Below are 22,069 nucleotides of genomic sequence, written 5' to 3'. Positions count from 1 at the left end.
TGGTTTGATTCCATCGGGTGTACAGCTGGATATGACGAAACGGGTGTATCCCCTTGCCCAAAAAAAACGGCGCGAGCCTGAGGCCGCGCCGTTCTTGCTGTCGGAAAACGTCGGTTATTGAAGCACTTCGATGACCCCGTCCGCGCTCATGGTGACCTGGCTGGTGCCGGCTTCGACTTCCGGTGTCGGTGCCGAATCCATCATCGCCGCTTTCATCATCATCCCGCCATTGCGGGCGTACGGTTGCGGGTAACCGTTGGTATTGAAGTTCAGGTTGACGATCTTGTAGCCCTTGCCACCCAGTGCATCGGTGGCCAGTTGCGCACGGGCCTTGAAGGCAGCCACGGCGTCTTTGAGCAGGGCATCTTCGCTGGCCTTGCGCGTGGCATCGGCGATGGCGAAGTCCATGTTTTCCATTTTCAGTGTGTTGAGCAGTTCGCCGGTGAGCTTGGACAGCGCCGGGAAGTCCGCGCTTTCCAGGCGCAGTTCGGCGCGCTCGCGCCAGCCGGTGATCTTCTGGTTCTTGCTGTCGTAGATCGGGTAGCTGTTGCGGCTGCCCTGGCGCAGGGTCACGCCCTTGACTTCGCGGGCCTGGCCCAAGGCGGTGTTCAGGGTCGTGGTGATTTCGGCAGCGAGTTTGGCGGGGTCGCTGTTTTGCGATTCGGTGTAGAGGGTGACGATCATCTTGTCGCGGGCAACCTCCTGGCTGGCCTCGGCGCGCAGGGAAATCTGGTTGTAGTTCAGCCCTTCGGCGGCCACGGCCGGAAGGCTGGCCAGGGTGGCGACACCGAGGGTGATAACAGCTGCACTGCGAGTCAAACGTGACATGTAAATTCCTTGAGAGAGTCGTGTTGGGATACTCGTGTTCGGTATGACTGTAGACGGCGGCGTCGGGTTCTTCGGGTTTACACATTCGCTACAAGTTGGGGAATGGCGACGAACGGTCATTTGCCCGGCCTGCGTCAAAGAGCCACAGATGCCGTGCCGGGCGGTCCGCTTCGTTTATACTCCTGCCGATCCGCCTGCTGCGCTCATCGGGAGAGCTCATGCTCGCCGCCGTAAAACTGACTTCCGCCACCCGCCAGAACCTCTGGCGCCTGACGTTCATTCGTACCTTGGTGCTGGCCGCCCAGGCCGGCTCGGTCGGGCTTGCCTACTGGTTCGACCTGCTGCCGTTGCCGTGGCTGCAATTGGCCGTGACCCTCGGCTTCTCCACGGTGCTGTGTGCGTTCACCGCGATCCGGTTGCGCACCACGTGGCCTGTGACTGAGCTTGAATACGCCCTGCAACTGGCCTGTGACCTGTTTATCCACAGTGTGTTGCTGTATTTCTCCGGCGGGTCCACCAACCCGTTCGTGTCGTATTACCTGGTGCCGCTGACCATTGCCGCCGTGACGTTGCCGTGGCGTTACTCGGTGGTGCTGTCGGGCATTGCGCTGACGCTCTACACCTTGTTGCTGGCACAGTTCTATCCGTTGCAAACCTTCCCCATCGCCCGGGAAAACCTGCAGATCTACGGCATGTGGCTGAGCTTTGCATTGTCCGCCGCGGTCATCACCTTCTTTGCGGCACGCATGGCCGAGGAACTGCGCCGCCAGGAAGAACTGCGCGCCATTCGTCGTGAAGAGGGGCTGCGTGACCAGCAATTGCTGGCGGTCGCCACTCAGGCGGCCGGTGCGGCTCATGAGCTGGGCACGCCGCTGGCGACCATGAGCGTGCTGCTCAACGAGATGACCCAGGATCACCACGACCCCGCACTGCAAGAAGATCTCGGTGTGCTGCGCGAACAGGTCAAACAGTGCAAGCTGACCTTGCAACAACTGGTGCGCGCTGCCGAAGCCAATCGTCGCATGGCGGTGCAAATGCAGGATGTGACCCAGTGGCTCGACGAGGCTCTGAACCGCTGGCACTTGATGCGCCCCGAAGCCAGTTACCGTTTTCATCTGCTGGGGCAGGGCAGCGTACCGCGCCTGGCGCCACCGCCGGACCTGACCCAGGCGCTGCTCAATCTGTTGAACAATGCGGCCGACGCCTGCCCCGAGGGCTTGGGCGTACAGTTGGATTGGGATGCGGAAAACGTGACCATCAGCATTCGTGACCACGGTGCGGGCGTGCCGCTGGCCATTGCCGAGCAGATCGGCAAACCCTTCTTTACCACCAAGGGCAAAGGTTTCGGCCTGGGCCTGTTTTTGAGCAAGGCCAGCGTGACCCGCGCGGGCGGCTCAGTGAAGCTCTATAGTCATGAGGAAGGTGGCACGCTTACCGAGCTGCGCCTGCCGCGTGTCGCACGAGGAGATATCGATGAGTGACGAGATCCAAGTCGAAGGCGAAGAACTGCCACACCTGTTGCTGGTAGATGACGACGCTACCTTTACCCGCGTCATGGCGCGGGCCATGAGCCGTCGCGGTTTTCGCGTGAGCACTGCCGGTTCCGCCGAAGAGGGCCTGACCATTGCCCAGGCCGACCTGCCGGACTACGCCGCGCTCGACCTGAAAATGGACGGCGATTCCGGCCTGGTGCTGCTGCCCAAGCTGTTGGAACTCGACCCGGAAATGCGCGTAGTGATCCTCACCGGTTATTCCAGCATCGCCACCGCCGTCGAGGCGATCAAGCGCGGCGCCTGCAACTACCTGTGCAAGCCGGCGGACGCCGACGATGTGTTGGCGGCCTTGCTCTCCGAGCACGCCGACCTCGACACCCTGGTGCCGGAAAACCCGATGTCGGTGGACCGTTTGCAGTGGGAGCACATCCAGCGTGTGCTGACTGAACACGAAGGCAACATTTCCGCCACTGCCCGCGCCCTGGGCATGCACCGCCGGACCCTGCAGCGCAAATTGCAGAAACGCCCGGTACGGCGCTGAACGAAGTCTGAACAATCTGCTTCAGGCTGCACGGAGCCCTGAACCGATCGTCTAAGATCGGTTCAAACGCCTGTCATTTTTTTCCTACCGAGCCTGAACAATGAACCAGAACGCTGAGTATTGCGCGGTCAACGACGCGGTGCGTGGGCATTTTTTTCGCCGAACCTGGGCGATGATCACCCCCTATTGGCGCAGTGAAGAGAAGGGCAAGGCCTGGCTGTTGCTGGCTGCAGTTATCGGCCTGTCGCTGTTCAGCGTGGCCATCTCCGTGTGGATCAACCACTGGTACAAGGATTTCTATAACGCTCTGGAGAAGAAGGACACGGCCGCCTTCTGGCAATTGATCGGCTATTTCGGCGGCATCGCCGCCGTGGCGATTCTTGGCGCGGTGTATCGGCTGTACCTGACTCAGATGCTGACGATCCGTTGGCGTGCCTGGCTGACCGAAAAACACTTCGCACGTTGGCTCGCCGACAAGAACTACTACCAACTGGAGCAGGGCGGTTACACCGATAACCCGGACCAGCGGATTTCCGAAGACCTCAACAGTTTCACCTCCAGCACCTTGAGCCTGGGCCTGGGCCTGTTGCGCAACGTGGTCAGCCTGGTGTCGTTCTCGATCATCCTGTGGGGCGTGTCCGGTAGCATCGAAGTGTTCGGCGTCACCATCCCCGGCTATATGTTCTGGTGTGCGCTGCTGTACGCCGCCGTCGGCAGCTGGTTGACGCATCTGATCGGCCGTCGCCTGATCGGCCTGAGCAACCAACAACAACGCTTCGAAGCGGACCTGCGTTTCTCCATGGTGCGCGTGCGCGAGAATGCCGAGAGCATCGCTTTGTACAACGGCGAGCCGAATGAAAATCAACGCTTGAGCGCGCGCTTCGGCAAGGTCTGGCATAACTTCTGGGACATCATGAAAGTGTCCAAGCGCCTGACCTTCTTCACCGCCGGTTACAGCCAGATCGCGATCATCTTCCCGTTTATTGTCGCTGCACCGCGCTACTTTGCCGGCAAAATCGAGCTGGGCGAGCTGATGCAAATCAACTCGGCATTCGGCAACGTGCAAGAGAACTTCAGTTGGTTTATCAGCGCGTATTCGGAACTGGCGTCGTGGCGCGCCACCAGCGACCGTCTGCTGAGCTTCCACCAGGCGATGAGTGATAACGAGCAACGTACGCCCGCTATCGATGTCCGCCCCGAAGGCGAACGCTTGGTGGTGAAGAACCTGGGCATGGACCTGGCCGATGGCCGTCACCTGCTCACTGATGCGGATATGACCGTGGAGCCCGGCCAGCGCGTCATGCTCAGCGGGCGTTCCGGCAGCGGTAAAAGTACGCTGTTGCGGGCCATGGGCCACCTGTGGCCGGCGGGCCACGGCAGCATTCTCCTGCCGGCCGCACGTTACTTGTTCTTGCCGCAAAAGCCTTATTTGCCGATTGGCACGCTCAAGGCCGTACTGAGTTATCCACAGGACGACAGCGTCTACCCGCCAGAACGTTATGCACAGGTGCTGCAAACCTGCCGCTTGCCGCATCTGGTCGACCGCCTTGATGAAGCCAACCACTGGCAGCGCATGCTTTCACCGGGTGAGCAGCAACGCCTGGCCTTCGCCCGTGCCTTGTTGTTCGCGCCGCAATGGCTGTACATGGACGAGGCGACCTCGGCCATGGATGAAGAGGATGAAGCGACACTTTATCAAGCGCTGATCGATGAACTGCCGGGCCTGAGCATCGTCAGCGTCGGCCACCGCAGCAGCCTCAAGCGATTCCATGGGCGGCATGTGCGGATCGAGGGTGGGCAACTGCGGGAACAACAACCGGCTTAAGGTCGTACTCGGTCAGTGTGGGAGGGGGCTTGCCCCCGATGGCTGTGGGTCAGTCACAGCATCTGTAACTGATAGACCTCTATCGGGGGCAAGCCCCCTCCCACAGTGGATCTCTGGTGTGCTTGAGAGTGAGCACCCAACAAAAAGCCCGGCTGATCAGCGATCAGCCGGGCTTTTTGTGTGCTTGAAAAATGACTTACTTCTTCAAGCCATAATGCTCATCCAGCATGCCGGGAGCGTTCGGCGATTTTGGCGCGTAGTCCCGTGGCGGCTCCTGGTTTTCCCGTGGCGGGGTCAGGCGCTCGCGTGGGGCTTGCGGTGCATCGGAATGCAGCGCGGCCAGCAGACGCTGACGGGTGATGTCGTCGAGCGCCAGGCGGTTGGCGCCATCGGCGAGGTGATCCTGTACTTCCTGGTAGCTCTGGGTGAGCTTCTTGACCAGGGTCGCGGTGCTGTTGAAGTGGGTAACAACCTCGTTCTGATAACTGTCAAAACGTTCCTGAATGTCATCCAACTGACGCTGCGTGCGGTTAGGCGCGGCATTCGGCAGCAGGCGAGCAACCAGGAATCCAATGGCGACACCGGCAACCAGGGCGAGAGTCGGCAACAACCAAACTAAGAGCGAGTGTTCCACGAGTCCTTCCTCTATAAACGGCTTTGCTTTACGTTAACGGCTCGGACCTGCGCTGTATACCGCGATTAAGCTCGCAATGATGCCATGCACAGACTTTTAGCTAGACGAGTCGACCCTTTGAGAGGTCACGGAGTTCATCCTTGCTCATGCGTGAAACCCCCGTTTTGATCGATGGCCCGGCGGGTCAATTGGAAGCCTTGTACCTGGATCACCCCGAGCCACGTGGCCTGGCGCTGATCTGTCATCCCAACCCGGTGCAGGGTGGGACCATGCTCAATAAAGTCGTGTCGACCCTGCAACGCACAGCCCGCGATGCCGGTTTGATTACTTTGCGTTTCAACTACCGGGGTGTCGGTGCCAGTGCGGGCACCCACGACATGAGCACCGGTGAAGTGGATGATGCCGAAGCGGCCGCTGCCTGGCTGCGGGAAAAGCACCCGGACTTGCCGATCACGCTGCTCGGTTTTTCCTTCGGCGGCTATGTGGCCGCCAGCCTCGGTGGGCGCCTGGAAGCCAAGGGCGAAAAGCTGGCGCACTTGTTCATGGTGGCGGCTGCGGTGATGCGCCTGCGCGATACCGACCTGCTGCCGCTGGGCTGTCCGCTGACCCTGATCCAGCCGGAAACCGACGAAGTGGTCGACCCGCAGGTCGTCTATGACTGGTCCGCTGCCCTCAAACGCCCCCATGAGCTGCTGAAAGTGGCAGAATGCGGACACTTTTTTCATGGCAAGCTGACCGATCTCAAGGATCTGGTGCTGCCGCGCCTCTCGAATTGATAGCAGTCTGATAAGCGATTACCCATGACGACTCGTACCCGTATCCTCACCGGCATCACCACCACCGGCACGCCGCACCTGGGCAACTACGCCGGCGCGATCCGTCCGGCGATCCTCGCCAGCCAGGACGCCAATGCCGATTCCTTCTACTTCCTGGCCGACTACCACGCCCTGATCAAATGCGATGACCCGCAACGCATCCAGCGCTCGCGTATGGAAATCGCCGCGACCTGGCTGGCCGGTGGCCTGGATGTGAACCGGGTAACGTTCTACCGCCAGTCCGATATCCCTGAAATCCCCGAACTGACCTGGCTGCTCACCTGCGTCGCCGCCAAGGGCCTGCTCAACCGTGCCCACGCCTACAAGGCCTCGGTGGACAAGAACGTGGAAGCCGGCGAAGACCCGGATGCGGGCATCAGCATGGGTTTGTATAGCTACCCGGTACTGATGGCGGCGGACATCCTGATGTTCAACGCGCACAAGGTGCCGGTCGGCCGCGACCAGATCCAGCACGTGGAAATGGCCCGCGATATCGGCCAGCGCTTCAACCACCTGTTCGGCAATGGCAAAGAGTTCTTCACCATGCCCGAGGCGCTGATCGAAGAAAGCGTCGCCACCTTGCCGGGCCTGGATGGCCGCAAGATGTCCAAGAGCTACGACAACACCATCCCGTTGTTCACCAGCGCCAAGGACATGAAGGATGCGATCTCGCGCATCGTCACCGACTCCCGTGCCCCCGGCGAAGCCAAAGACCCGGACAACTCGCACCTGTTCACCCTGTACCAGGCGTTCGCCAGCAAGGCGCAGGAAGAAGAGTTCCGCGCTGAATTGCTGCAAGGGCTGGGCTGGGGCGAGGCGAAGAACCGTCTGTTCCAACTGCTGGATGGCCAGCTGGGCGAAGCCCGTGAGCGTTACCATCAATTGATGTCGCGCCCGTCCGACATGGAAGACCTGCTGCTGATCGGCGCCAAGAAAGCCCGTGCCGTGGCGGCGCCATTCCTGGCTGAGTTGCGTGAAGCGGTGGGCCTGCGTTCGTTCGTAAATCAAGCGGCAGCGCCGGTGGCGGCCAAGAAGAAAGCTGCGAAAGCCGCGCGCTTCGTGAGCTTCCGTGAAGATGATGGTAGCTTCCGCTTCCGCCTGCTGGCCGCCGATGGCGAGCAACTGCTGCTGTCGCGCAACTTTGCCGACGGTAAAGCCGCTGGCGCGGTGACCAAGCAACTGCAAAGTGGCGACGCCCTGGACGTGCGCACCGAAGCCCAGGGTTTCAGCGTCTGGCTGGACGGCGTGGCCGTGGCCGACAGCGCCGAGTTCGCCGACGAACAGTCGCGCGATGCGGCCATCGCGGCCTTGCGCGTCGCGCTGACCCCCCTCGAGGATTAACCCGACCAAGGGTTGATTGCCATTATCCGGGGCCGTCGCTACAGTGACGGCCCGTTTTTGTTGCCTTGCTAACGAAATTATGACGCCCCTAGAACGATATCAAGCTGATCTGAAGCGCCCTGAATTCTTCCATGACGCAGCCCAGGAAACCGCGGTGCGTCATTTGCAGCGCCTGTACGACGACCTGCTCGCGGCCTCGCAAAGCAAGCCAGGGATGCTCAGCAAGCTGTTTGGCAAAAAAGACCGCACGCCGGTCAAGGGCCTGTACTTCTGGGGCGGCGTCGGCCGGGGCAAGACCTACCTGGTCGACACCTTCTTCGAAGCGCTGCCGTTCAAGGAAAAGGTCCGTACCCACTTCCACCGCTTCATGAAGCGCGTGCACGAAGAGATGAAGACCCTGCCGGGCGAGAAGAACCCGCTGACCATCATCGCCAAGCGCTTCTCCGAAGAAGCGCGGGTGATCTGCTTCGATGAGTTCTTCGTCTCCGACATCACCGACGCCATGATCCTCGGCACCCTGATGGAAGAGTTGTTCAAGAACGGCGTGACCCTGGTCGCCACTTCGAACATCGTGCCCGACGGCCTGTACAAGGACGGCCTGCAACGTGCGCGCTTCCTGCCGGCCATCGCGCTGATCAAGCAGAACACCGAGATCGTCAACGTTGACAGTGGCGTCGACTACCGCCTGCGTCACCTTGAGCAAGCTGAGCTGTACCACTTCCCGCTGAACGAAGCGGCCCACGAGAGCCTGAAAAAGAGCTTCCGTGCGCTGACGCCGGAATGCACCCAGGCGGTGGAAAACGACAAGCTGATGATCGAGAACCGCGAAATCATCGCGCTGCGCACGTGCGATGACGTGGCCTGGTTCGACTTCCGCGCACTCTGCGATGGCCCGCGCAGCCAGAACGACTACATCGAGCTGGGCAAGATTTTCCATGCGGTGATCTTGAGTGGCGTGGAGCAGATGAGCGTCACCACCGACGACATCGCGCGGCGCTTTATCAACATGGTCGACGAGTTCTACGACCGTAACGTCAAGCTGATCATCTCGGCTGAGGTCGAGCTCAAGGACCTGTATACCGGTGGCCGCTTGAACTTCGAATTCCAGCGTACCTTGAGCCGCCTGCTGGAAATGCAGTCCCACGAATTCCTGTCGCGCGGACACAAACCTTAAGAACGCCGTAGATCAAAATGTGGGAGGGTGCTTGCTCCCGATAGCTGGGTGCCAGTCACTGTATAGGTTGACTGATACACCGCTATCGGGAGCAAGCCCCCTCCCACATTTGCCTTGTGCGTATCCTTGATTCAGGCCGCTTGCTGGAACTGCTGGCGATATTGGTTCGGCGACAGCTCCGTGTGCTGCCTGAACAACCGCGCAAAGAAACTCGCATCGTCGTAACCCACCTCGTAACTGATGGTCTTGATGCTCTTGCGGCTGCCCGAGAGCAGGCCTTTTGCCGTCTCGATTCGCAGGCGTTGCAGGTAATGCAGCGGCTTGTCACCGGTGGCGGTCTGGAAGCGGCGCATGAAGTTGCGAATGCTCATGCCGTGCTCCCTTGCGACGTCTTCAAAGCGGAACTTGTCGGCGAAGTGCTCTTCGAGCCAATGCTGGATCTGCAGGATGATCACGTCCTGATGCAGCTTCTGCCCACCAAAACCGATGCGCCCCGGCGCGTAGCTGCGCTGCACTTCGTAGAGGATATCGCGGGCCACGGCTTGGGCGATGTTGGCGCCGCAGAAGCGTTCGATCAGGTAGATGTAAAGGTCGCACGCCGAGGTGGTGCCACCGGCGCAATACAGGTTGTCGGCGTCGGTGAGGTGTTTGTCCTGATTGAGTTGGACCTTGGGGAAGCGCTCGCTGAAAGCGTTGAAGAAACGCCAGTAGGTGGTCGCCTCCTTGCCATCGAGCAGGCCGGCCTCAGCGAGCCAGAACACCCCGGTGGCTTCGCCGCAGAGCACGGCGCCGCGGGCATGTTGCTCGCGTAGCCAGGGCAGCACTTGCGGATAGCGGGTGCACAGGGCGTCGAAATCATCCCAGAAAGCCGGCAGCACAATGATGTCGGCGTTTTCCAGGCCGCCATCCACCGGCATGATCACGTCGCTGAAGCTGCGCACCGGTTGCCCATCGGGGCTGACCAGGCGCGTTTCGAACGCTGGCGTCAGGCCCAGGCCCTGCTGTTTGCCATAGCGCAGGCTGGCAAGGTGGAAGAAATCCTTGGCTTGCATGAGGGTAGAAGCAAATACCCGATCAATGGCCAAAATGCTGACGCGCCGCAAGGGCGTGGAGATTTGGTTAGACATAATTTCATTTATTCTTATAGGGGAAAGTGGTCACCAGACGGCTGGATCGTCTTATTTTTTGTCGCATGTGTCCAGTGTCCCGTGACGCCATCGGGGCATAGTCTCTGGGGTCTCGTCCTTGTCCGACAATTCTTGCAGGTGACCCATGATTCCCAGAACCTTGTTCAGTCCCGAGCACGAACTCTTTCGCGAGAGCGTGCGCACCTTCCTCGAAAAAGAGGCGGCGCCATTCCACAGTCAATGGGAGAAGCAGGGCTATATCGACCGCAGCTTGTGGCGCAAGGCAGGGGAGGCGGGGATGCTGTGTTCCCATCTGCCGGAGACGTATGGCGGGCTGGGCGCGGACTTTCTCTACAGTGCGGTGGTGATCGAGGAGATCAGTCGCCTGGGGTTGACTGGCATCGGTTTCTCTCTGCATTCGGACATCGTCGCGCCCTACATCCTGCACTACGGCAGCGAGGCGCTGAAGCACAAATACCTGCCCCAATTGATCTCGGGCGAGATGGTCACGGCCATTGCGATGACCGAGCCGGGTGCCGGTTCCGACCTGCAGGGGGTCAAGACCACAGCGGTTCTGGACGGCGATGAGTACGTGATCAATGGCTCCAAGACCTTCATCACCAACGGCTTCCTGGCCGAGCTGGTGATCGTCGTGGCCAAGACCGACCCCAAGGCCGGCGCCAAGGGCACCAGCCTCTTTCTGGTGGAGGCCGATACGCCTGGCTTTGACAAGGGCAAGCGTCTGGAGAAGGTGGGCATGAAGGCCCAGGATACGTCGGAGCTGTTTTTCCAGGACGTGCGCGTGCCCAGGGAAAACCTGCTGGGCCAGGCGGGCATGGGGTTCGCTTACTTGATGCAGGAGCTGCCCCAGGAGCGATTGACCGTGGCGATTGGCGCCCTGGCGTCCGCCGAGGCCGCGTTGGAGTGGACCTTGGAATACACCCGTGAGCGCAAGGCCTTCGGCAAGGCCATTGCGGATTTCCAGAACACCCGCTTCAAACTGGCAGAGATGGCGACTGAGATTCAGATCGGCCGTGTATTCGTCGACAAGTGCATGGCGTTGCATCTGGAGGGCAAGCTTGATGTGCCTACGGCGGCGATGGCCAAGTACTGGGCGACCGACCTGCAATGCAAGGTGCTCGACGAATGCGTGCAGCTACATGGCGGTTACGGTTTCATGTGGGAATACCCGATTGCACGGGCCTGGGCGGATGCGCGGGTGCAGCGGATCTATGCGGGGACCAACGAGATCATGAAGGAAATCATTGCGCGGGCGCTTTGAGGGGGGCGTCGTTGAGGGCCCCATCGGGAGCAAGCCCCCTCCCACATTTGAATGTATTCACAGATCAAAATGGGGGAGGGGGCTTGCTCCCGATAGCAGTCTAAAGGTCAATCAAGGCGCAGGATTCGGATGATCCTTCTGAATCGCCTCTATCCCTTCCAACACCTCTTTGGACAGCTTCAGGTCAGCACTGGCGATGTTGCTGTCCAGTTGCTCCAGCGACGTAGCCCCGATGATGTTGCTGGTCACGAACGGCTGCTGTGTCACGAACGCCAGCGCCATCTGCGCCGGGTCCAGGCCATGCTCGCGCGCCAGGGCCACATAACGGCTGCATGCCGCCTCCGACTGCGGGTTGAAGTAGCGGCTGAAACGGCTGTACTCGGTCAGGCGTGCCTTTGCCGGGCGTGCCCCGCCTTCGTACTTGCCGCTGAGCATGCCGAAGGCCAGGGGCGAGTAGGCCAGCAGGCCGCACTGTTCGCGAATGGCGACTTCGGCCAAGCCCACTTCGAAGCTGCGGTTGAGCAGGTTGTAGGGGTTCTGGATCGACACCGCACGGCTCCAGCCGCGCGCTTCGGCCAGGGCCAGGAACTTCATGGTGCCCCACGGGGTTTCGTTGGACAGGCCGATGTGGCGGATCTTGCCGGCCTTCACCTGTTCATCCAGTGCCTCGAGGGTTTCCTCAAGTGGGGTGAGGTCGTCTTCGTCCTTGTGCTTGTAGCTCAGTTGGCCGAAGAAATTGGTGCTGCGTTCCGGCCAGTGCAACTGGTAGAGGTCGATCCAGTCGGTCTGCAGGCGCTTGAGGCTGGCATCCAGCGCCAGGGCGATGTGCTTGCGGTTGTGGCGCAGGTAGCCGTCGCGGATGTAGTCGATGGTGTTGCCGGGGCCGGCGATCTTGCTGGCCAGGATCCAGTCAGCCCGGTCGCCGCGACTCTTGAAGTAGTTGCCGATGTAACGCTCGGTGGTGGCGTAGGTGTCGGCCTTGGGTGGCACCGGGTACATCTCGGCCGTATCGAGGAAGTTGATCCCCGCGGCCTTGGCTCGTTCGATCTGCGCAAAGGCCTCTGCCTCGCTGTTCTGCTCGCCCCAGGTCATGGTGCCCAAGGCTATCGCGCTCACGTTCAGATCCGTACGGCCCAGCTGTCGATAATCCATCGGGTACTCCTTCAGGGAAAACAATCATAAAAGCAGGTTGAATTTTTTTTCGCAATCTGCATAATTGCCCACCTCTTTCTGCAGTGGAAGTGATGCGCCGCCTGCCGAAGAATCTTGCCGTTGAACGGACGCGCCGACCCGAGCCCCCGATAGCGTCTGTATCCGGCTGCCTTTGACCTTGTCAAAGTACGCACTATTCAGTAAGATCCGCCGTCTAATTTACAGGCGGCCCCTGAGGCTATTAAAGAATGACAACTTTTACTGCAAAACCGGAAACAGTTCAGCGCGACTGGTTTGTCGTCGACGCCGCTGGTCAGACCCTGGGTCGTCTGGCCACTGAAGTCGCCAGCCGTCTGCGTGGCAAGCACAAGCCTGAGTACACCCCGCACGTTGATACCGGTGACTACATCGTGATCATCAACGCTGAGCAGGTTCGTGTAACCGGCAACAAAGCAAGCGACAAAATGTACTACCGTCACTCCGGTTTCCCAGGCGGTATCAAGTCTTCCAACTTCGAAGGCCTGATTTCCAAGAAGCCTGAAGCCCCGATCGAAATCGCGGTCAAAGGCATGCTGCCGAAGGGCCCACTGGGTCGCGATATGTTTCGCAAGCTGAAAGTCTATGCGGGCGCAGCTCACCCTCATGCTGCTCAGCAGCCCCAAGAACTGAAGTTTTAACGGAATAGTTCATTATGTCGGCGACTCAAAATTACGGCACTGGCCGTCGCAAAACCGCAACCGCACGCGTTTTCCTGCGTCCGGGCACTGGTAACATCTCGATCAACAACCGCTCCCTGGACAACTTCTTCGGCCGCGAAACTGCCCGCATGGTAGTTCGTCAGCCGCTGGAACTGACCGAGACCGTTGAAAAGTTCGACATCTACGTCACCGTTATCGGTGGCGGTGTAAGTGGTCAAGCTGGCGCAATCCGCCACGGCATCACTCGCGCTCTGATGAGCTACGACGAAACCCTGCGTAGCGCTCTGCGCAAAGCTGGCTTCGTTACTCGCGATGCCCGTGAAGTTGAACGTAAGAAAGTCGGTCTGCGTAAAGCGCGTAAGCGTCCGCAGTACTCGAAGCGTTAATTCGCTTTACGTTCCACAAAAACGCCCAGTCTCCTCACGGAGCTGGGCGTTTTTTATTGCCTGCGATTTATGCAGAAATTTTACCGTGACAACTTGCCACATCCGTAGACCCCCTATACTACAAGGCTTGGAGAGGGAGCCCCGGGCAATTCCCTTGTCATACGTGGGGCTTTTCATTACCATCCGTCAAAATTTTTATAAGTAAAGATTCAACACTTAGTAGACGCCTGATTTAACAGGCCAAAAAGCTGATGGGAGAGGACTGAATGAGCAATGACGGCGTGAATGCAGGCCGGCGTCGCTTCTTGGTAGCAGCCACATCCGTGGTGGGTGCTGCAGGAGCGGTGGGGGCTGCGGTCCCGTTCGTGGGGTCATGGTTTCCCAGTGCCAAAGCGAAAGCCGCAGGTGCACCGGTGAAGGTGAATGTCAGCAAGATCGACCCAGGCCAGCAAATGATTGCTGAGTGGCGCGGTCAGCCAGTATTCATCGTTCGTCGTACCGAGGAAATCCTGGGGAATCTGAAGAAAATCGAAGGTCAACTGTCTGACCCCGACTCGAAGAATTCCGACCAACCCGCTTACGTCGATAAGGAAATCCGTTCGATCAAGCCAGAAATCCTGCTGCTGATCGGTATCTGCACCCACCTGGGCTGCTCGCCTACTTTCCGTCCTGAAGTTGCTCCCGCCGACCTTGGCAAAGACTGGGTAGGTGGCTACTTCTGCCCTTGCCACGGCTCTCACTACGACCTGGCCGGTCGCGTCTACAAGGCACAACCCGCACCCTTGAACCTGCCGGTTCCGCCCCATCACTACGAGACTGACAGTGTCATTGTCATTGGTGTCGACCAAGGGGAGAAAGCCTGATGAGCAAGTTCATGGATTGGGTGGATGCACGCTTCCCCGCGACTAAAATGTGGGAAGACCATCTCAGCAAATATTACGCACCAAAAAACTTCAACTTCTTCTACTTCTTCGGTTCCCTGGCGCTGCTGGTGCTGGTCAACCAGATCGTCACCGGCGTCTGGCTGACGATGAGCTACACCCCGTCGGCGGAAGAGGCGTTCGCCTCCGTCGAGTACATCATGCGCGACGTCGAGTACGGCTCGATCCTGCGCCTGCTGCACTCCACCGGCGCATCGGCGTTCTTCATCGTTGTCTACCTGCACATGTTCCGTGGCCTGCTCTACGGTTCGTACCAGAAACCCCGCGAACTGGTCTGGGTCTTCGGCATGCTGATATATCTGGCGCTGATGGCCGAAGCCTTCATGGGTTACTTGCTGCCTTGGGGCCAGATGTCGTACTGGGGAGCCCAGGTGATCATCTCGTTGTTCGGCGCGATCCCGGTGATCGGTAACGACCTGACCCAGTGGATTCGTGGTGACTACCTGATCTCCGGCATCACCCTGAACCGCTTCTTTGCTCTGCACGTCGTAGCCCTGCCGATCGTGATTCTCGGCCTGGTAGTACTGCACATCCTGGCGCTGCACGAAGTGGGCTCCAACAACCCCGATGGCGTGGATATCAAGAAGCACAAAGACGAAAATGGCGTACCGCTGGACGGCATTCCATTCCATCCGTACTACACGGTCAAAGATATTGTCGGTGTGGTCGTCTTCCTGTTTATCTTCTGCTCGATCGTGTTCTTTTTCCCGGAGATGGGCGGTTATTTCCTGGAGAAACCCAACTTCGAACAGGCCAACGCCTTCAAGACGCCTGAGCATATTGCCCCGGTCTGGTACTTCACGCCGTTCTACGCCATCTTGCGGGCGATCCCCGACAAACTGATGGGTGTCATGGCGATGGGGGCTTCGATCGCGCTGCTGTTCGTGCTGCCCTGGCTGGACCGAAGCCCGGTCAAGTCCATGCGCTACAAAGGCTGGCTGAGCAAAATCTGGCTGTGGATATTCTGCATCGCGTTCGTGATCCTGGGCGTACTCGGCGTATTGGCGCCAACCCCCGAGCGTACGCTGCTGTCGCAGATCTGCACCTTCCTGTACTTCGCCTACTTCATTCTGATGCCGTTCTACACCCGGCTCGAGAAGACCAAACCGGTTCCGGAAAGGGTGACTGGCTGATGAAAAAGTTATTCGTTGCTTTGATGCTTGCGGCGCTGCCGCTCCTGTCCTTCGCGGCCGAACATGGTCCTGAGCTGGAAAAAGTCGATATCGACGTGTCCGATAAGGCTGCCATGCAAGACGGCGCACGCACGTTCGCCAACTACTGCATGGGTTGCCACAGCGCCAAGTTCCAGCGGTACGAGCGCGTCGCCGACGACCTGGGCATTCCTCACGAAGTGATGCTCGACAAGCTGGTATTCACTGGCGCCAAGATTGGCGACCATATGAACATCGGGATGCAGCCGGCGGACGCCAAGGCCTGGTTCGGTGCGGCACCGCCCGATCTGACCCTGGTGGCCCGCGTGCGTGGGATTGACTGGCTGTATGGCTATCTGAGATCTTTCTACGAAGATCCGGCGCGCCCTTGGGGGGTGAACAACAAGGTGTTCCCGAACGTCGGCATGCCTAACGTTCTGGTAAGCCTGCAGGGCCGGCAAGTGGTAGGATGCAAGCAGGTTCAGGTCGTTGAAGACGGCAAGAAGCAATATGATCCGTTGACCGGTACGCCGTTGACCCACGAAGCGTGCGATCAACTGACCATTGTGCCCAAGACCGGTACGCTGAATGAAGAGCAGTTCGACGAGAAGGTCAAGAACCTGGTGACCTTCCTGGCCTACTCGGCCAACCCGGTCAAACTGCAGCACCAACGTATCGGCACCTATGTATTGCTGTACCTGGCTTTCTTCTTTGTATTCGCTTATCTGCTCAAGCGCGAATACTGGAAGGATGTGCATTGATCCAACCGTAAGCAATTGCTGTTAATCTTGCGCGCCCAGCGGCATCTCTGAACATGTAGCAGTCTGGTTGAACCGGACGTTACGGAGATGCTCACTGGGCGCGCTCGTTTTTGAGCTTTCGATAATTTCAACAAGCGAGGAGGACCGCCATGGGCGTGACCAATCGGTTGGCCTGTTACTCCGACCCCGCCGACCACTATTCCCACCGAGTACGTATCGTGCTCGCCGAGAAGGGTGTCAGCGCAGAGATCATCAGTGTGGAGGCGGGCCGTCAGCCGCCGAAGCTGATCGAAGTGAACCCCTACGGCAGCTTGCCCACTCTGGTCGATCGTGACTTGGCGTTGTGGGAGTCGACTGTGGTGATGGAATACCTGGATGAGCGTTACCCGCATCCCCCTTTGCTGCCGGTGTACCCGGTGGCGCGTGCCAACAGCCGCCTGCTGATCCATCGGATCCAGCGTGACTGGTGCGGGTTGGTGGATCTGATTCTGGATTCGCGTACCAAAGAAGCCGCTCGGGTGCAGGCGCGTAAGGAATTGCGCGAGAGCCTGACCGGTGTTTCTCCGTTGTTCGCCGATAAACCTTTTTTCCTCAGTGAGGAACAAAGCTTGGTGGATTGCTGCCTATTACCGATACTCTGGCGCTTGCCGATTCTCGGTATCGAACTGCCGCGGCCGGCCAAGCCGTTGCTTGATTACATGGAGCGCCAGTTTGCGCGTGAGGCTTTCCAGGCGAGTCTGTCTGGTGCCGAACGCGATATGCGCTAAGGCTTAAGGAGCCGCTGATGAACTCCAGTCGACCCTACCTGGTCCGCGCGCTCTATGAGTGGATTGTGGACAACGATTGCACCCCGCACATGCTGGTCAATTCCGAATTTCCTGCGGTTCAGGTACCGCAGGGTTTTGCCAGTGACGGGCAGATCGTCCTGAACGTATCACCCAGCGCCGTGCGCCACCTGCACATGGACAACGAGGCCGTCAGCTTCGAAGGGCGTTTCGGCGGCGTGCCACATACGCTGTACGTGCCTATTGGCGCCATCCTCGGGATTTACGCCCGGGAAAATGGCCAAGGCATGGTGTTTGATCTGGAGTCATCTCTCGCAGATGACGAATCGATCGAAGGCGAAGATGGCGATGATTTGCCACCACCGGATACCGAGCCGCCGCGCCCCAGCGGCCGGCCGAGTCTGAAAGTGGTGAAGTAATGGGTTGACCCTTGAGGTCTGCCTGGAAAATGCCTCGACCTGGGTCGGGGCATTTTTTTGCGCGGATGATAAAGATGAAAGTCGCGACAGGACGGTGATCGTACAACCACCATGGGCTATGATGCGTGCTCAAGTTCGCCGAAAAAGATGATTCATCATGGATAACGCCCACACCGCCCCTCGTCTTCCCCGCAAGCGCCGCAGCCTTGCCCAGGAACTGGTCACGGTGTTGTCCGAGCAGATCCGCGATGGCCAGCTCAAGCGCGGTGATAAATTGCCCACCGAGTCGGCGATCATGGATGCCCACGGGGTCAGTCGCACGGTCGTGCGCGAAGCGATCTCGCGATTGCAGGCCGCAGGGCAGGTGGAAACCCGTCACGGCATCGGCACTTTCGTATTGGACACGCCAAGCCCCAGCGGCTTTCGGATTGACCCGGCCACGGTCGTGACCTTGCGTGATGTGCTGGCGATCCTGGAGCTGCGCATCAGCCTGGAGGTGGAGTCTGCCGGCCTGGCGGCGCTACGTCGCAGTGATGAGCAGTTGGCAGCCATGCGCGCCGCCCTCGACGCTTTGAATGAAAGCGCGGCTCATGCCGGTGATGCGGTGGCGTCCGACTTTGCGTTCCACCTGGAAATTGCGCTGTCTACCGGCAACCGTTACTTCACCGACATCATGACCCACCTGGGCACCAGCATCATTCCGCGCACACGGTTGAATTCGGCGCGCCTGGCCCATGATGACCAGCAGCACTATATGAGCCGCTTGAGTCGTGAGCACGAAGAAATCTATGAAGCGATTGCGCGGCAGGATTCGGATGCGGCGCGGGCGGCCATGCGGCTGCATCTGACCAACAGCCGGGAACGGCTGCGCCATGCCCATGAAGAGGCGCAGGCGCAGCGCGGTTAAGGGTCAGGCGGGCTGGTTGGGCTTGTAGTCCTTGAGCAACAGGTAGGTGCTCCACCCCCACCAATCATTCGTCCAGTGCTTGTCGTTCAGGTCATTCACGTCCTTTCGGCGCAGCACCTTGTCTCCCTCCATCTTGAACAGCGGCGAGAAGTTATTCGCCGGGTTCTGCGCGGCATTCAGGTCCGGCACATACAGCGGTGCCTTGTAGTTGGCCGGGGAGGGCGCGACCCCACTGATAAACGTGTCGAAGATCTCATCCGCTGAAGCCTGTACCGCACGTTTGACCTGTACGCGATTGGCCGCGTCAATCGCATCGAAGTAGCGTTTGTCCCCATAGGCATGCCACTGATCGCCCATGGCATTGCGTACGTTGAGTCCGAATTTACTGTCTTCGTCATGCATGAAACGACTGATCAGCGAACCCAGATCGCCCGGCGTCACCACGGCCGCCAATTGTTTGCGCGGTACACGCAAATGGCCGGCGGAGAACAGGTCGGTCAAAAAGTGATCGGCGAAACTGTTCATGGCATACGCCAGCTCCAATGCCTGGTCGGTACCGGTCTGATGGGCGACGACGGCTTGTTGAAGTGCCGCCGTGTGCCCCGCCAGATAGGCCGAAAGCGCCCATTCGCCGAAGTGATCGGCATTGTCCGCCGCCAGTTTCAGGTAGCGTCCCAGCGGGATCAGCGCCGAAACCGCACTGCCGCCGCCAGTGATCCGGTTCCATTCTTCAGACAACGTATCACCCAGGGCGTCATAGGCTTCATGGGGTTGCTTACCGTCCTTGATGGCCTGGTTGACCGCGTTGATCTCCTTTTGCATCACCGCGAGAATTTTTTTGGCTTCCTCCCGCGAGGCCGGCAGCACAGCCAGCGAGTTAAACGCTGCCGTGAAGCGTTGCACACGGTCGGCAGGGGATGCGCCATCGCTGATGGGCTGACCGGGGATGCCATAGAAATCGCCGCCCAGGGCGATCACTTGGCCATACGTCAGTGCGAGGCCGTTGGGCAGGTGCAACTCGACCTGGTGGGCAGGAATTGCCGGAGCGCCTTTGACGAAGCGCAACAGGGTGTCGTCGCCGATGGCGGTGTGTTCACCCCCTTCGAAGCGCAATGTCGGCGGGCTTTTTTCGGGTGCTGCGAATTCAAGATCTGACATGTTAGCTCCTTGCTATGTCGTAGGAATCTTCCTTGATAACTGTATGTATATACAGTTAATTTGAGGATAGAGGAAAATTTTCCTACGTCAAGAAGGCGCGTCCAGACATCTCGCGCACTGCAGCCTGATGAATTGCGGTTGACGAATTTATTTATAGTTGTACGATGACGTACGACATCACGAAAACCAACAATACCTTTCACATGAAGTCTTTGCCCAGGGTGTTCGAATAATGAATCCACAAGAACTGAAGTCCATCCTTTCCCACGGTCTGCTGTCTTTTCCGGTGACCGATTTCAACGCCCAGGGTGACTTCCACCAGGCGGGCTACATCAAGCGCCTCGAATGGCTGGCCCCCTACGGTGCGACGGCGTTGTTCGCCGCCGGCGGTACCGGTGAGTTTTTCTCCCTGGCCGCCAGCGAATATTCCCAAGTGGTGAAAACCGCCGTTGATACCTGCGCCAGCAGCGTGCCGATCCTCGCCGGTGTGGGCGGTTCGACCCGCCAGGCGATCGAGTACGCCCAGGAAGCCGAACGCCTCGGCGCCAAAGGCTTGTTGCTGCTGCCGCACTACCTCACCGAAGCCAGCCAGGACGGGGTTGCCGCCCACGTTGAGGCGGTGTGTAAATCGGTCAAGATCGGTGTAGTGGTCTACAACCGCAACGTCTGCCGCCTGACTGCGCCATTGCTGGAGCGCTTGGCCGAACGTTGCCCGAACCTGATCGGCTACAAGGACGGCTTGGGTGACATCGAGTTGATGGTGTCGATCCGTCGTCGTCTGGGTGACCGATTCAGCTACCTCGGCGGCCTGCCGACTGCAGAGGTTTACGCCGCTGCCTACAAGGCCCTGGGCGTTCCGGTGTACTCCTCGGCGGTGTTCAACTTCATCCCGAAAACTGCGATGGACTTCTACCACGCGATTGCCAAGGACGATCACGCCACGGTCGCCAAAATCATCGACAACTTCTTCCTGCCTTACCTCGACATCCGTAACCGCAAGGCGGGTTATGCCGTGAGCATCGTCAAGGCCGGCGCCAAGATCGCCGGTTATGACGCAGGCCCGGTCCGTACCCCACTGACCGACTTGCTGCCGGAAGAATACGAAGCCCTGGCGGCACTGATCGACCAGCAAGGTCCGCAGTAACTTATCAACAAGGCCGCTGAGCAATCAGCAGCCTTTTGCGTCAGGAGAAGATTTGTGTCCCAAGCCAAGCGTTTTGAAAACTACATCAACGGCGAGTGGGTGGCCGGTACCGACTACTGCGTCAATCTCAACCCGTCGGAGTTGTCCGATGTCATCGGCGAATATGCCAAGGCTGACGTAGCTCAGGTCAATGCCGCTATCGATGCCGCCCGGGCTGCGTTTCCGGCCTGGTCGACATCCGGTATCCAGGCTCGCCACGATGCGCTGGATAAAGTCGGCAGCGAAATCCTCGCCCGCCGTGAAGAACTCGGCACCCTGCTGGCCCGGGAAGAGGGCAAGACCCTGCCCGAAGCCATTGGCGAAGTGACGCGTGCAGGTAATATCTTCAAGTTTTTCGCCGGTGAATGCCTGCGCCTGTCCGGCGACTATGTGCCGTCGGTGCGCCCAGGCGTCCACGTTGAAGTGACCCGCGAAGCGCTGGGTGTGGTTGGCCTGATCACACCGTGGAACTTCCCGATTGCCATCCCCGCCTGGAAAATCGCCCCGGCCCTGGCCTACGGTAACTGCGTGGTGATCAAGCCCGCCGAGCTGGTGCCGGGCTGTGCCTGGGCCCTGGCGGAAATCATTTCTCGCGCCGGTTTTCCCGCCGGCGTGTTCAACCTGGTGATGGGCAGTGGTCGTGTGGTCGGCGATGTGTTGGTCAACAGCCCGAAAGTCGATGGCATCAGCTTCACCGGCTCGGTGGGCGTGGGTCGTCAGATCGCCGTGAGCTGTGTGTCGCGCCAGGCCAAAGTGCAGTTGGAAATGGGCGGCAAGAACCCGCAGATCATCCTCGATGATGCCGACCTCAAGCAGGCTGTCGAGCTGTCGGTACAAAGTGCGTTCTACTCCACCGGCCAGCGTTGCACCGCATCCAGTCGCTTGATTGTCACGGCCGGCATCCACGACCGGTTCGTCGCGGCCATGGCCGAGCGCATGCGCTCTATCACTGTCGGTCACGCGCTGAAAAGCGGCACCGATATTGGCCCGGTCGTGTCCCAGGCCCAGTTGGACCAGGATCTGAAATACATCGACATCGGCCAAAGCGAAGGCGCTCGGCTGGTCAGTGGCGGCGGCCTGGTGACCTGTGACACCGAAGGCTATTACCTGGCGCCGACGTTGTTTGCCGACAGCGAAGCCGCCATGCGTATCAGTCGTGAGGAGATCTTCGGTCCGGTAGCCAACGTGGTCCGCGTGGCGGACTACGAGGCGGCGTTGGCGATGGCCAATGACACCGAATTCGGTTTGTCGGCCGGTATTGCCACCACGTCGCTGAAGTACGCCAACCACTTCAAGCGCCACTCCCAGGCCGGGATGGTCATGGTCAACCTGCCGACAGCGGGTGTGGATTACCACGTGCCGTTCGGTGGCCGTAAGGGCTCGTCCTATGGTTCGCGTGAACAAGGTCGTTATGCACAAGAGTTCTACACCGTGGTGAAAACCAGCTACATCGGGTCGTAGGACGCGC

The 22,069-nt window shown here is 59.5% G+C and carries 22 protein-coding genes; 17 read left to right on the top strand and 5 right to left on the bottom strand.

The annotated features are described in order from the left end of the window. Positions 1-114: 114 nt before the first annotated feature. Complete coding sequence (locus ACQRBT_RS05000) at positions 115-828, bottom strand: SIMPL domain-containing protein (protein ID WP_060754904.1); 714 nt, start codon at positions 826-828, stop codon at positions 115-117. Positions 829-1,046: 218 nt separating this feature from the next. On the opposite strand from ACQRBT_RS05000, the gene ACQRBT_RS04995 reads away from it, so the two are divergent. The 3 genes from ACQRBT_RS04995 (at position 1,047) to ACQRBT_RS04985 (ending at position 4,687) form a co-directional block, all read left to right on the top strand. Further along, complete coding sequence (locus ACQRBT_RS04995) at positions 1,047-2,309, top strand: ATP-binding protein (RefSeq protein WP_090366785.1); 1,263 nt, start codon at positions 1,047-1,049, stop codon at positions 2,307-2,309. Next, entirely contained in the window at positions 2,302-2,862 is a 561-nt protein-coding gene (locus ACQRBT_RS04990; protein ID WP_003171731.1) for a response regulator transcription factor, read from the top strand. Before ACQRBT_RS04995 ends, ACQRBT_RS04990 begins: the two co-directional genes overlap by 8 nt. Before the next feature lie 100 nt (positions 2,863-2,962). Continuing rightward, positions 2,963-4,687, top strand: coding sequence for an ABC transporter ATP-binding protein/permease (locus tag ACQRBT_RS04985; RefSeq protein WP_104995514.1), 1,725 nt, complete (start codon positions 2,963-2,965; stop codon positions 4,685-4,687). Positions 4,688-4,883: 196 nt separating this feature from the next. Here the strand turns inward: ACQRBT_RS04985 and ACQRBT_RS04980 are convergent, their stop codons facing one another. Beyond that, positions 4,884-5,321 (bottom strand): YhcB family protein, encoded by a 438-nt coding sequence (locus tag ACQRBT_RS04980; RefSeq protein ID WP_060754907.1) that lies wholly within the window; start codon positions 5,319-5,321, stop codon positions 4,884-4,886. Positions 5,322-5,467: 146 nt separating this feature from the next. Between ACQRBT_RS04980 and ACQRBT_RS04975 the strand changes: the two genes are divergently transcribed. The 3 genes from ACQRBT_RS04975 to zapE all read left to right on the top strand — a co-directional run bounded on the left by ACQRBT_RS04975 (position 5,468) and on the right by zapE (position 8,651). Further along, on the top strand, positions 5,468-6,097 hold the full coding sequence (locus ACQRBT_RS04975) for an alpha/beta hydrolase (RefSeq protein ID WP_060754908.1): 630 nt from the start codon (positions 5,468-5,470) through the stop codon (positions 6,095-6,097). Between the two features lie 24 nt (positions 6,098-6,121). Further along, entirely contained in the window at positions 6,122-7,477 is a 1,356-nt protein-coding gene (locus tag ACQRBT_RS04970) for a tryptophan--tRNA ligase (protein WP_412047011.1), read from the top strand. Positions 7,478-7,556: 79 nt separating this feature from the next. Further along, entirely contained in the window at positions 7,557-8,651 is a 1,095-nt protein-coding gene (gene zapE / locus ACQRBT_RS04965; protein ID WP_060754910.1) for a cell division protein ZapE, read from the top strand. Between the two features lie 131 nt (positions 8,652-8,782). On the opposite strand, the gene ACQRBT_RS04960 is transcribed toward zapE, so the two are convergent. After that, positions 8,783-9,703 (bottom strand): GlxA family transcriptional regulator, encoded by a 921-nt coding sequence (locus ACQRBT_RS04960; protein WP_174554048.1) that lies wholly within the window; start codon positions 9,701-9,703, stop codon positions 8,783-8,785. A 220-nt stretch (positions 9,704-9,923) separates the two neighbouring features. Here ACQRBT_RS04960 and ACQRBT_RS04955 point away from each other — a divergent pair, with 220 nt between their 5' ends. Next, the gene (locus tag ACQRBT_RS04955; protein WP_060754912.1) at positions 9,924-11,060 is read left to right on the top strand and encodes an acyl-CoA dehydrogenase family protein; all 1,137 of its coding nucleotides are present in this window, start codon (positions 9,924-9,926) and stop codon (positions 11,058-11,060) included. Positions 11,061-11,171: 111 nt separating this feature from the next. Here ACQRBT_RS04955 and ACQRBT_RS04950 read toward each other — a convergent pair whose 3' ends face one another. After that, positions 11,172-12,212, bottom strand: a complete 1,041-nt coding sequence (locus ACQRBT_RS04950; protein ID WP_060754913.1) for an NADP(H)-dependent aldo-keto reductase — start codon at positions 12,210-12,212, stop codon at positions 11,172-11,174. A gap of 248 nt (positions 12,213-12,460) precedes the next feature. Between ACQRBT_RS04950 and rplM the strand changes: the two genes are divergently transcribed. The 8 genes from rplM to ACQRBT_RS04910 all read left to right on the top strand — a co-directional run bounded on the left by rplM (position 12,461) and on the right by ACQRBT_RS04910 (position 18,260). Beyond that, positions 12,461-12,889, top strand: a complete 429-nt coding sequence (gene rplM / locus ACQRBT_RS04945) for a 50S ribosomal protein L13 (RefSeq protein WP_060754914.1) — start codon at positions 12,461-12,463, stop codon at positions 12,887-12,889. A 14-nt stretch (positions 12,890-12,903) separates the two neighbouring features. After that, positions 12,904-13,296 (top strand): 30S ribosomal protein S9, encoded by a 393-nt coding sequence (gene rpsI, locus ACQRBT_RS04940; RefSeq protein WP_016971570.1) that lies wholly within the window; start codon positions 12,904-12,906, stop codon positions 13,294-13,296. Between the two features lie 266 nt (positions 13,297-13,562). Beyond that, positions 13,563-14,159, top strand: a complete 597-nt coding sequence (gene petA, locus ACQRBT_RS04935) for a ubiquinol-cytochrome c reductase iron-sulfur subunit (RefSeq protein ID WP_060754915.1) — start codon at positions 13,563-13,565, stop codon at positions 14,157-14,159. Further along, a complete protein-coding gene (locus ACQRBT_RS04930) occupies positions 14,159-15,370 on the top strand; it encodes a cytochrome b (RefSeq protein ID WP_060754916.1) in 1,212 nt (403 codons plus the stop codon). Before petA ends, ACQRBT_RS04930 begins: the two co-directional genes overlap by 1 nt. Next, positions 15,370-16,149, top strand: a complete 780-nt coding sequence (locus ACQRBT_RS04925) for a cytochrome c1 (protein WP_412047012.1) — start codon at positions 15,370-15,372, stop codon at positions 16,147-16,149. Before ACQRBT_RS04930 ends, ACQRBT_RS04925 begins: the two co-directional genes overlap by 1 nt. Positions 16,150-16,298: 149 nt before the next feature. Then, the gene (locus ACQRBT_RS04920; RefSeq protein ID WP_060754918.1) at positions 16,299-16,916 is read left to right on the top strand and encodes a glutathione S-transferase N-terminal domain-containing protein; all 618 of its coding nucleotides are present in this window, start codon (positions 16,299-16,301) and stop codon (positions 16,914-16,916) included. A gap of 17 nt (positions 16,917-16,933) precedes the next feature. Beyond that, positions 16,934-17,353 (top strand): ClpXP protease specificity-enhancing factor, encoded by a 420-nt coding sequence (locus ACQRBT_RS04915; protein WP_244697516.1) that lies wholly within the window; start codon positions 16,934-16,936, stop codon positions 17,351-17,353. A gap of 157 nt (positions 17,354-17,510) precedes the next feature. Beyond that, positions 17,511-18,260: a FadR/GntR family transcriptional regulator gene (locus ACQRBT_RS04910; protein WP_060754920.1), complete on the top strand. Its 750-nt coding sequence runs from the start codon at positions 17,511-17,513 to the stop codon at positions 18,258-18,260. 3 nt (positions 18,261-18,263) lie between these two features. Here the strand turns inward: ACQRBT_RS04910 and ACQRBT_RS04905 are convergent, their stop codons facing one another. Then, positions 18,264-19,418 (bottom strand): phospholipase, encoded by a 1,155-nt coding sequence (locus tag ACQRBT_RS04905; RefSeq protein ID WP_244697523.1) that lies wholly within the window; start codon positions 19,416-19,418, stop codon positions 18,264-18,266. A gap of 232 nt (positions 19,419-19,650) precedes the next feature. On the opposite strand from ACQRBT_RS04905, the gene kdgD reads away from it, so the two are divergent. Together kdgD and ACQRBT_RS04895 are read left to right on the top strand one after the other, a co-directional pair. Then, positions 19,651-20,562, top strand: coding sequence for a 5-dehydro-4-deoxyglucarate dehydratase (gene kdgD / locus ACQRBT_RS04900; protein ID WP_060754922.1), 912 nt, complete (start codon positions 19,651-19,653; stop codon positions 20,560-20,562). 54 nt (positions 20,563-20,616) lie between these two features. Then, positions 20,617-22,062, top strand: a complete 1,446-nt coding sequence (locus ACQRBT_RS04895) for an aldehyde dehydrogenase family protein (RefSeq protein WP_205345123.1) — start codon at positions 20,617-20,619, stop codon at positions 22,060-22,062. Positions 22,063-22,069: the final 7 nt, after the last annotated feature.

Origin of the sequence: Pseudomonas sp. R19M (assembly GCF_050312585.1) — a bacterium.
In the GTDB taxonomy this organism is placed as follows: domain Bacteria; phylum Pseudomonadota; class Gammaproteobacteria; order Pseudomonadales; family Pseudomonadaceae; genus Aquipseudomonas; species Aquipseudomonas palleroniana.
This window is presented reverse-complemented; position numbering and strand designations above follow the sequence as displayed.

What these genes read in the sequence shown, in the direction of transcription:
- ACQRBT_RS05000 (WP_060754904.1), bottom strand. Translation starts at nt 828, where the DNA reads ATGTCACGTTTGACTCGCAGTGCAGCTGTTATCACCCTCGGTGTCGCC.
- ACQRBT_RS04995 (WP_090366785.1), top strand. Translation starts at nt 1,047, where the DNA reads ATGCTCGCCGCCGTAAAACTGACTTCCGCCACCCGCCAGAACCTCTGG.
- ACQRBT_RS04990 (WP_003171731.1), top strand. Translation starts at nt 2,302, where the DNA reads ATGAGTGACGAGATCCAAGTCGAAGGCGAAGAACTGCCACACCTGTTG.
- ACQRBT_RS04985 (WP_104995514.1), top strand. Translation starts at nt 2,963, where the DNA reads ATGAACCAGAACGCTGAGTATTGCGCGGTCAACGACGCGGTGCGTGGG.
- ACQRBT_RS04975 (WP_060754908.1), top strand. Translation starts at nt 5,468, where the DNA reads ATGCGTGAAACCCCCGTTTTGATCGATGGCCCGGCGGGTCAATTGGAA.
- ACQRBT_RS04970 (WP_412047011.1), top strand. Translation starts at nt 6,122, where the DNA reads ATGACGACTCGTACCCGTATCCTCACCGGCATCACCACCACCGGCACG.
- zapE (WP_060754910.1), top strand. Translation starts at nt 7,557, where the DNA reads ATGACGCCCCTAGAACGATATCAAGCTGATCTGAAGCGCCCTGAATTC.
- ACQRBT_RS04960 (WP_174554048.1), bottom strand. Translation starts at nt 9,703, where the DNA reads ATGCAAGCCAAGGATTTCTTCCACCTTGCCAGCCTGCGCTATGGCAAA.
- ACQRBT_RS04955 (WP_060754912.1), top strand. Translation starts at nt 9,924, where the DNA reads ATGATTCCCAGAACCTTGTTCAGTCCCGAGCACGAACTCTTTCGCGAG.
- ACQRBT_RS04950 (WP_060754913.1), bottom strand. Translation starts at nt 12,212, where the DNA reads ATGGATTATCGACAGCTGGGCCGTACGGATCTGAACGTGAGCGCGATA.
- rplM (WP_060754914.1), top strand. Translation starts at nt 12,461, where the DNA reads ATGACAACTTTTACTGCAAAACCGGAAACAGTTCAGCGCGACTGGTTT.
- rpsI (WP_016971570.1), top strand. Translation starts at nt 12,904, where the DNA reads ATGTCGGCGACTCAAAATTACGGCACTGGCCGTCGCAAAACCGCAACC.
- petA (WP_060754915.1), top strand. Translation starts at nt 13,563, where the DNA reads ATGAGCAATGACGGCGTGAATGCAGGCCGGCGTCGCTTCTTGGTAGCA.
- ACQRBT_RS04930 (WP_060754916.1), top strand. Translation starts at nt 14,159, where the DNA reads ATGAGCAAGTTCATGGATTGGGTGGATGCACGCTTCCCCGCGACTAAA.
- ACQRBT_RS04925 (WP_412047012.1), top strand. Translation starts at nt 15,370, where the DNA reads ATGAAAAAGTTATTCGTTGCTTTGATGCTTGCGGCGCTGCCGCTCCTG.
- ACQRBT_RS04920 (WP_060754918.1), top strand. Translation starts at nt 16,299, where the DNA reads ATGGGCGTGACCAATCGGTTGGCCTGTTACTCCGACCCCGCCGACCAC.
- ACQRBT_RS04915 (WP_244697516.1), top strand. Translation starts at nt 16,934, where the DNA reads ATGAACTCCAGTCGACCCTACCTGGTCCGCGCGCTCTATGAGTGGATT.
- ACQRBT_RS04910 (WP_060754920.1), top strand. Translation starts at nt 17,511, where the DNA reads ATGGATAACGCCCACACCGCCCCTCGTCTTCCCCGCAAGCGCCGCAGC.
- ACQRBT_RS04905 (WP_244697523.1), bottom strand. Translation starts at nt 19,418, where the DNA reads ATGTCAGATCTTGAATTCGCAGCACCCGAAAAAAGCCCGCCGACATTG.
- kdgD (WP_060754922.1), top strand. Translation starts at nt 19,651, where the DNA reads ATGAATCCACAAGAACTGAAGTCCATCCTTTCCCACGGTCTGCTGTCT.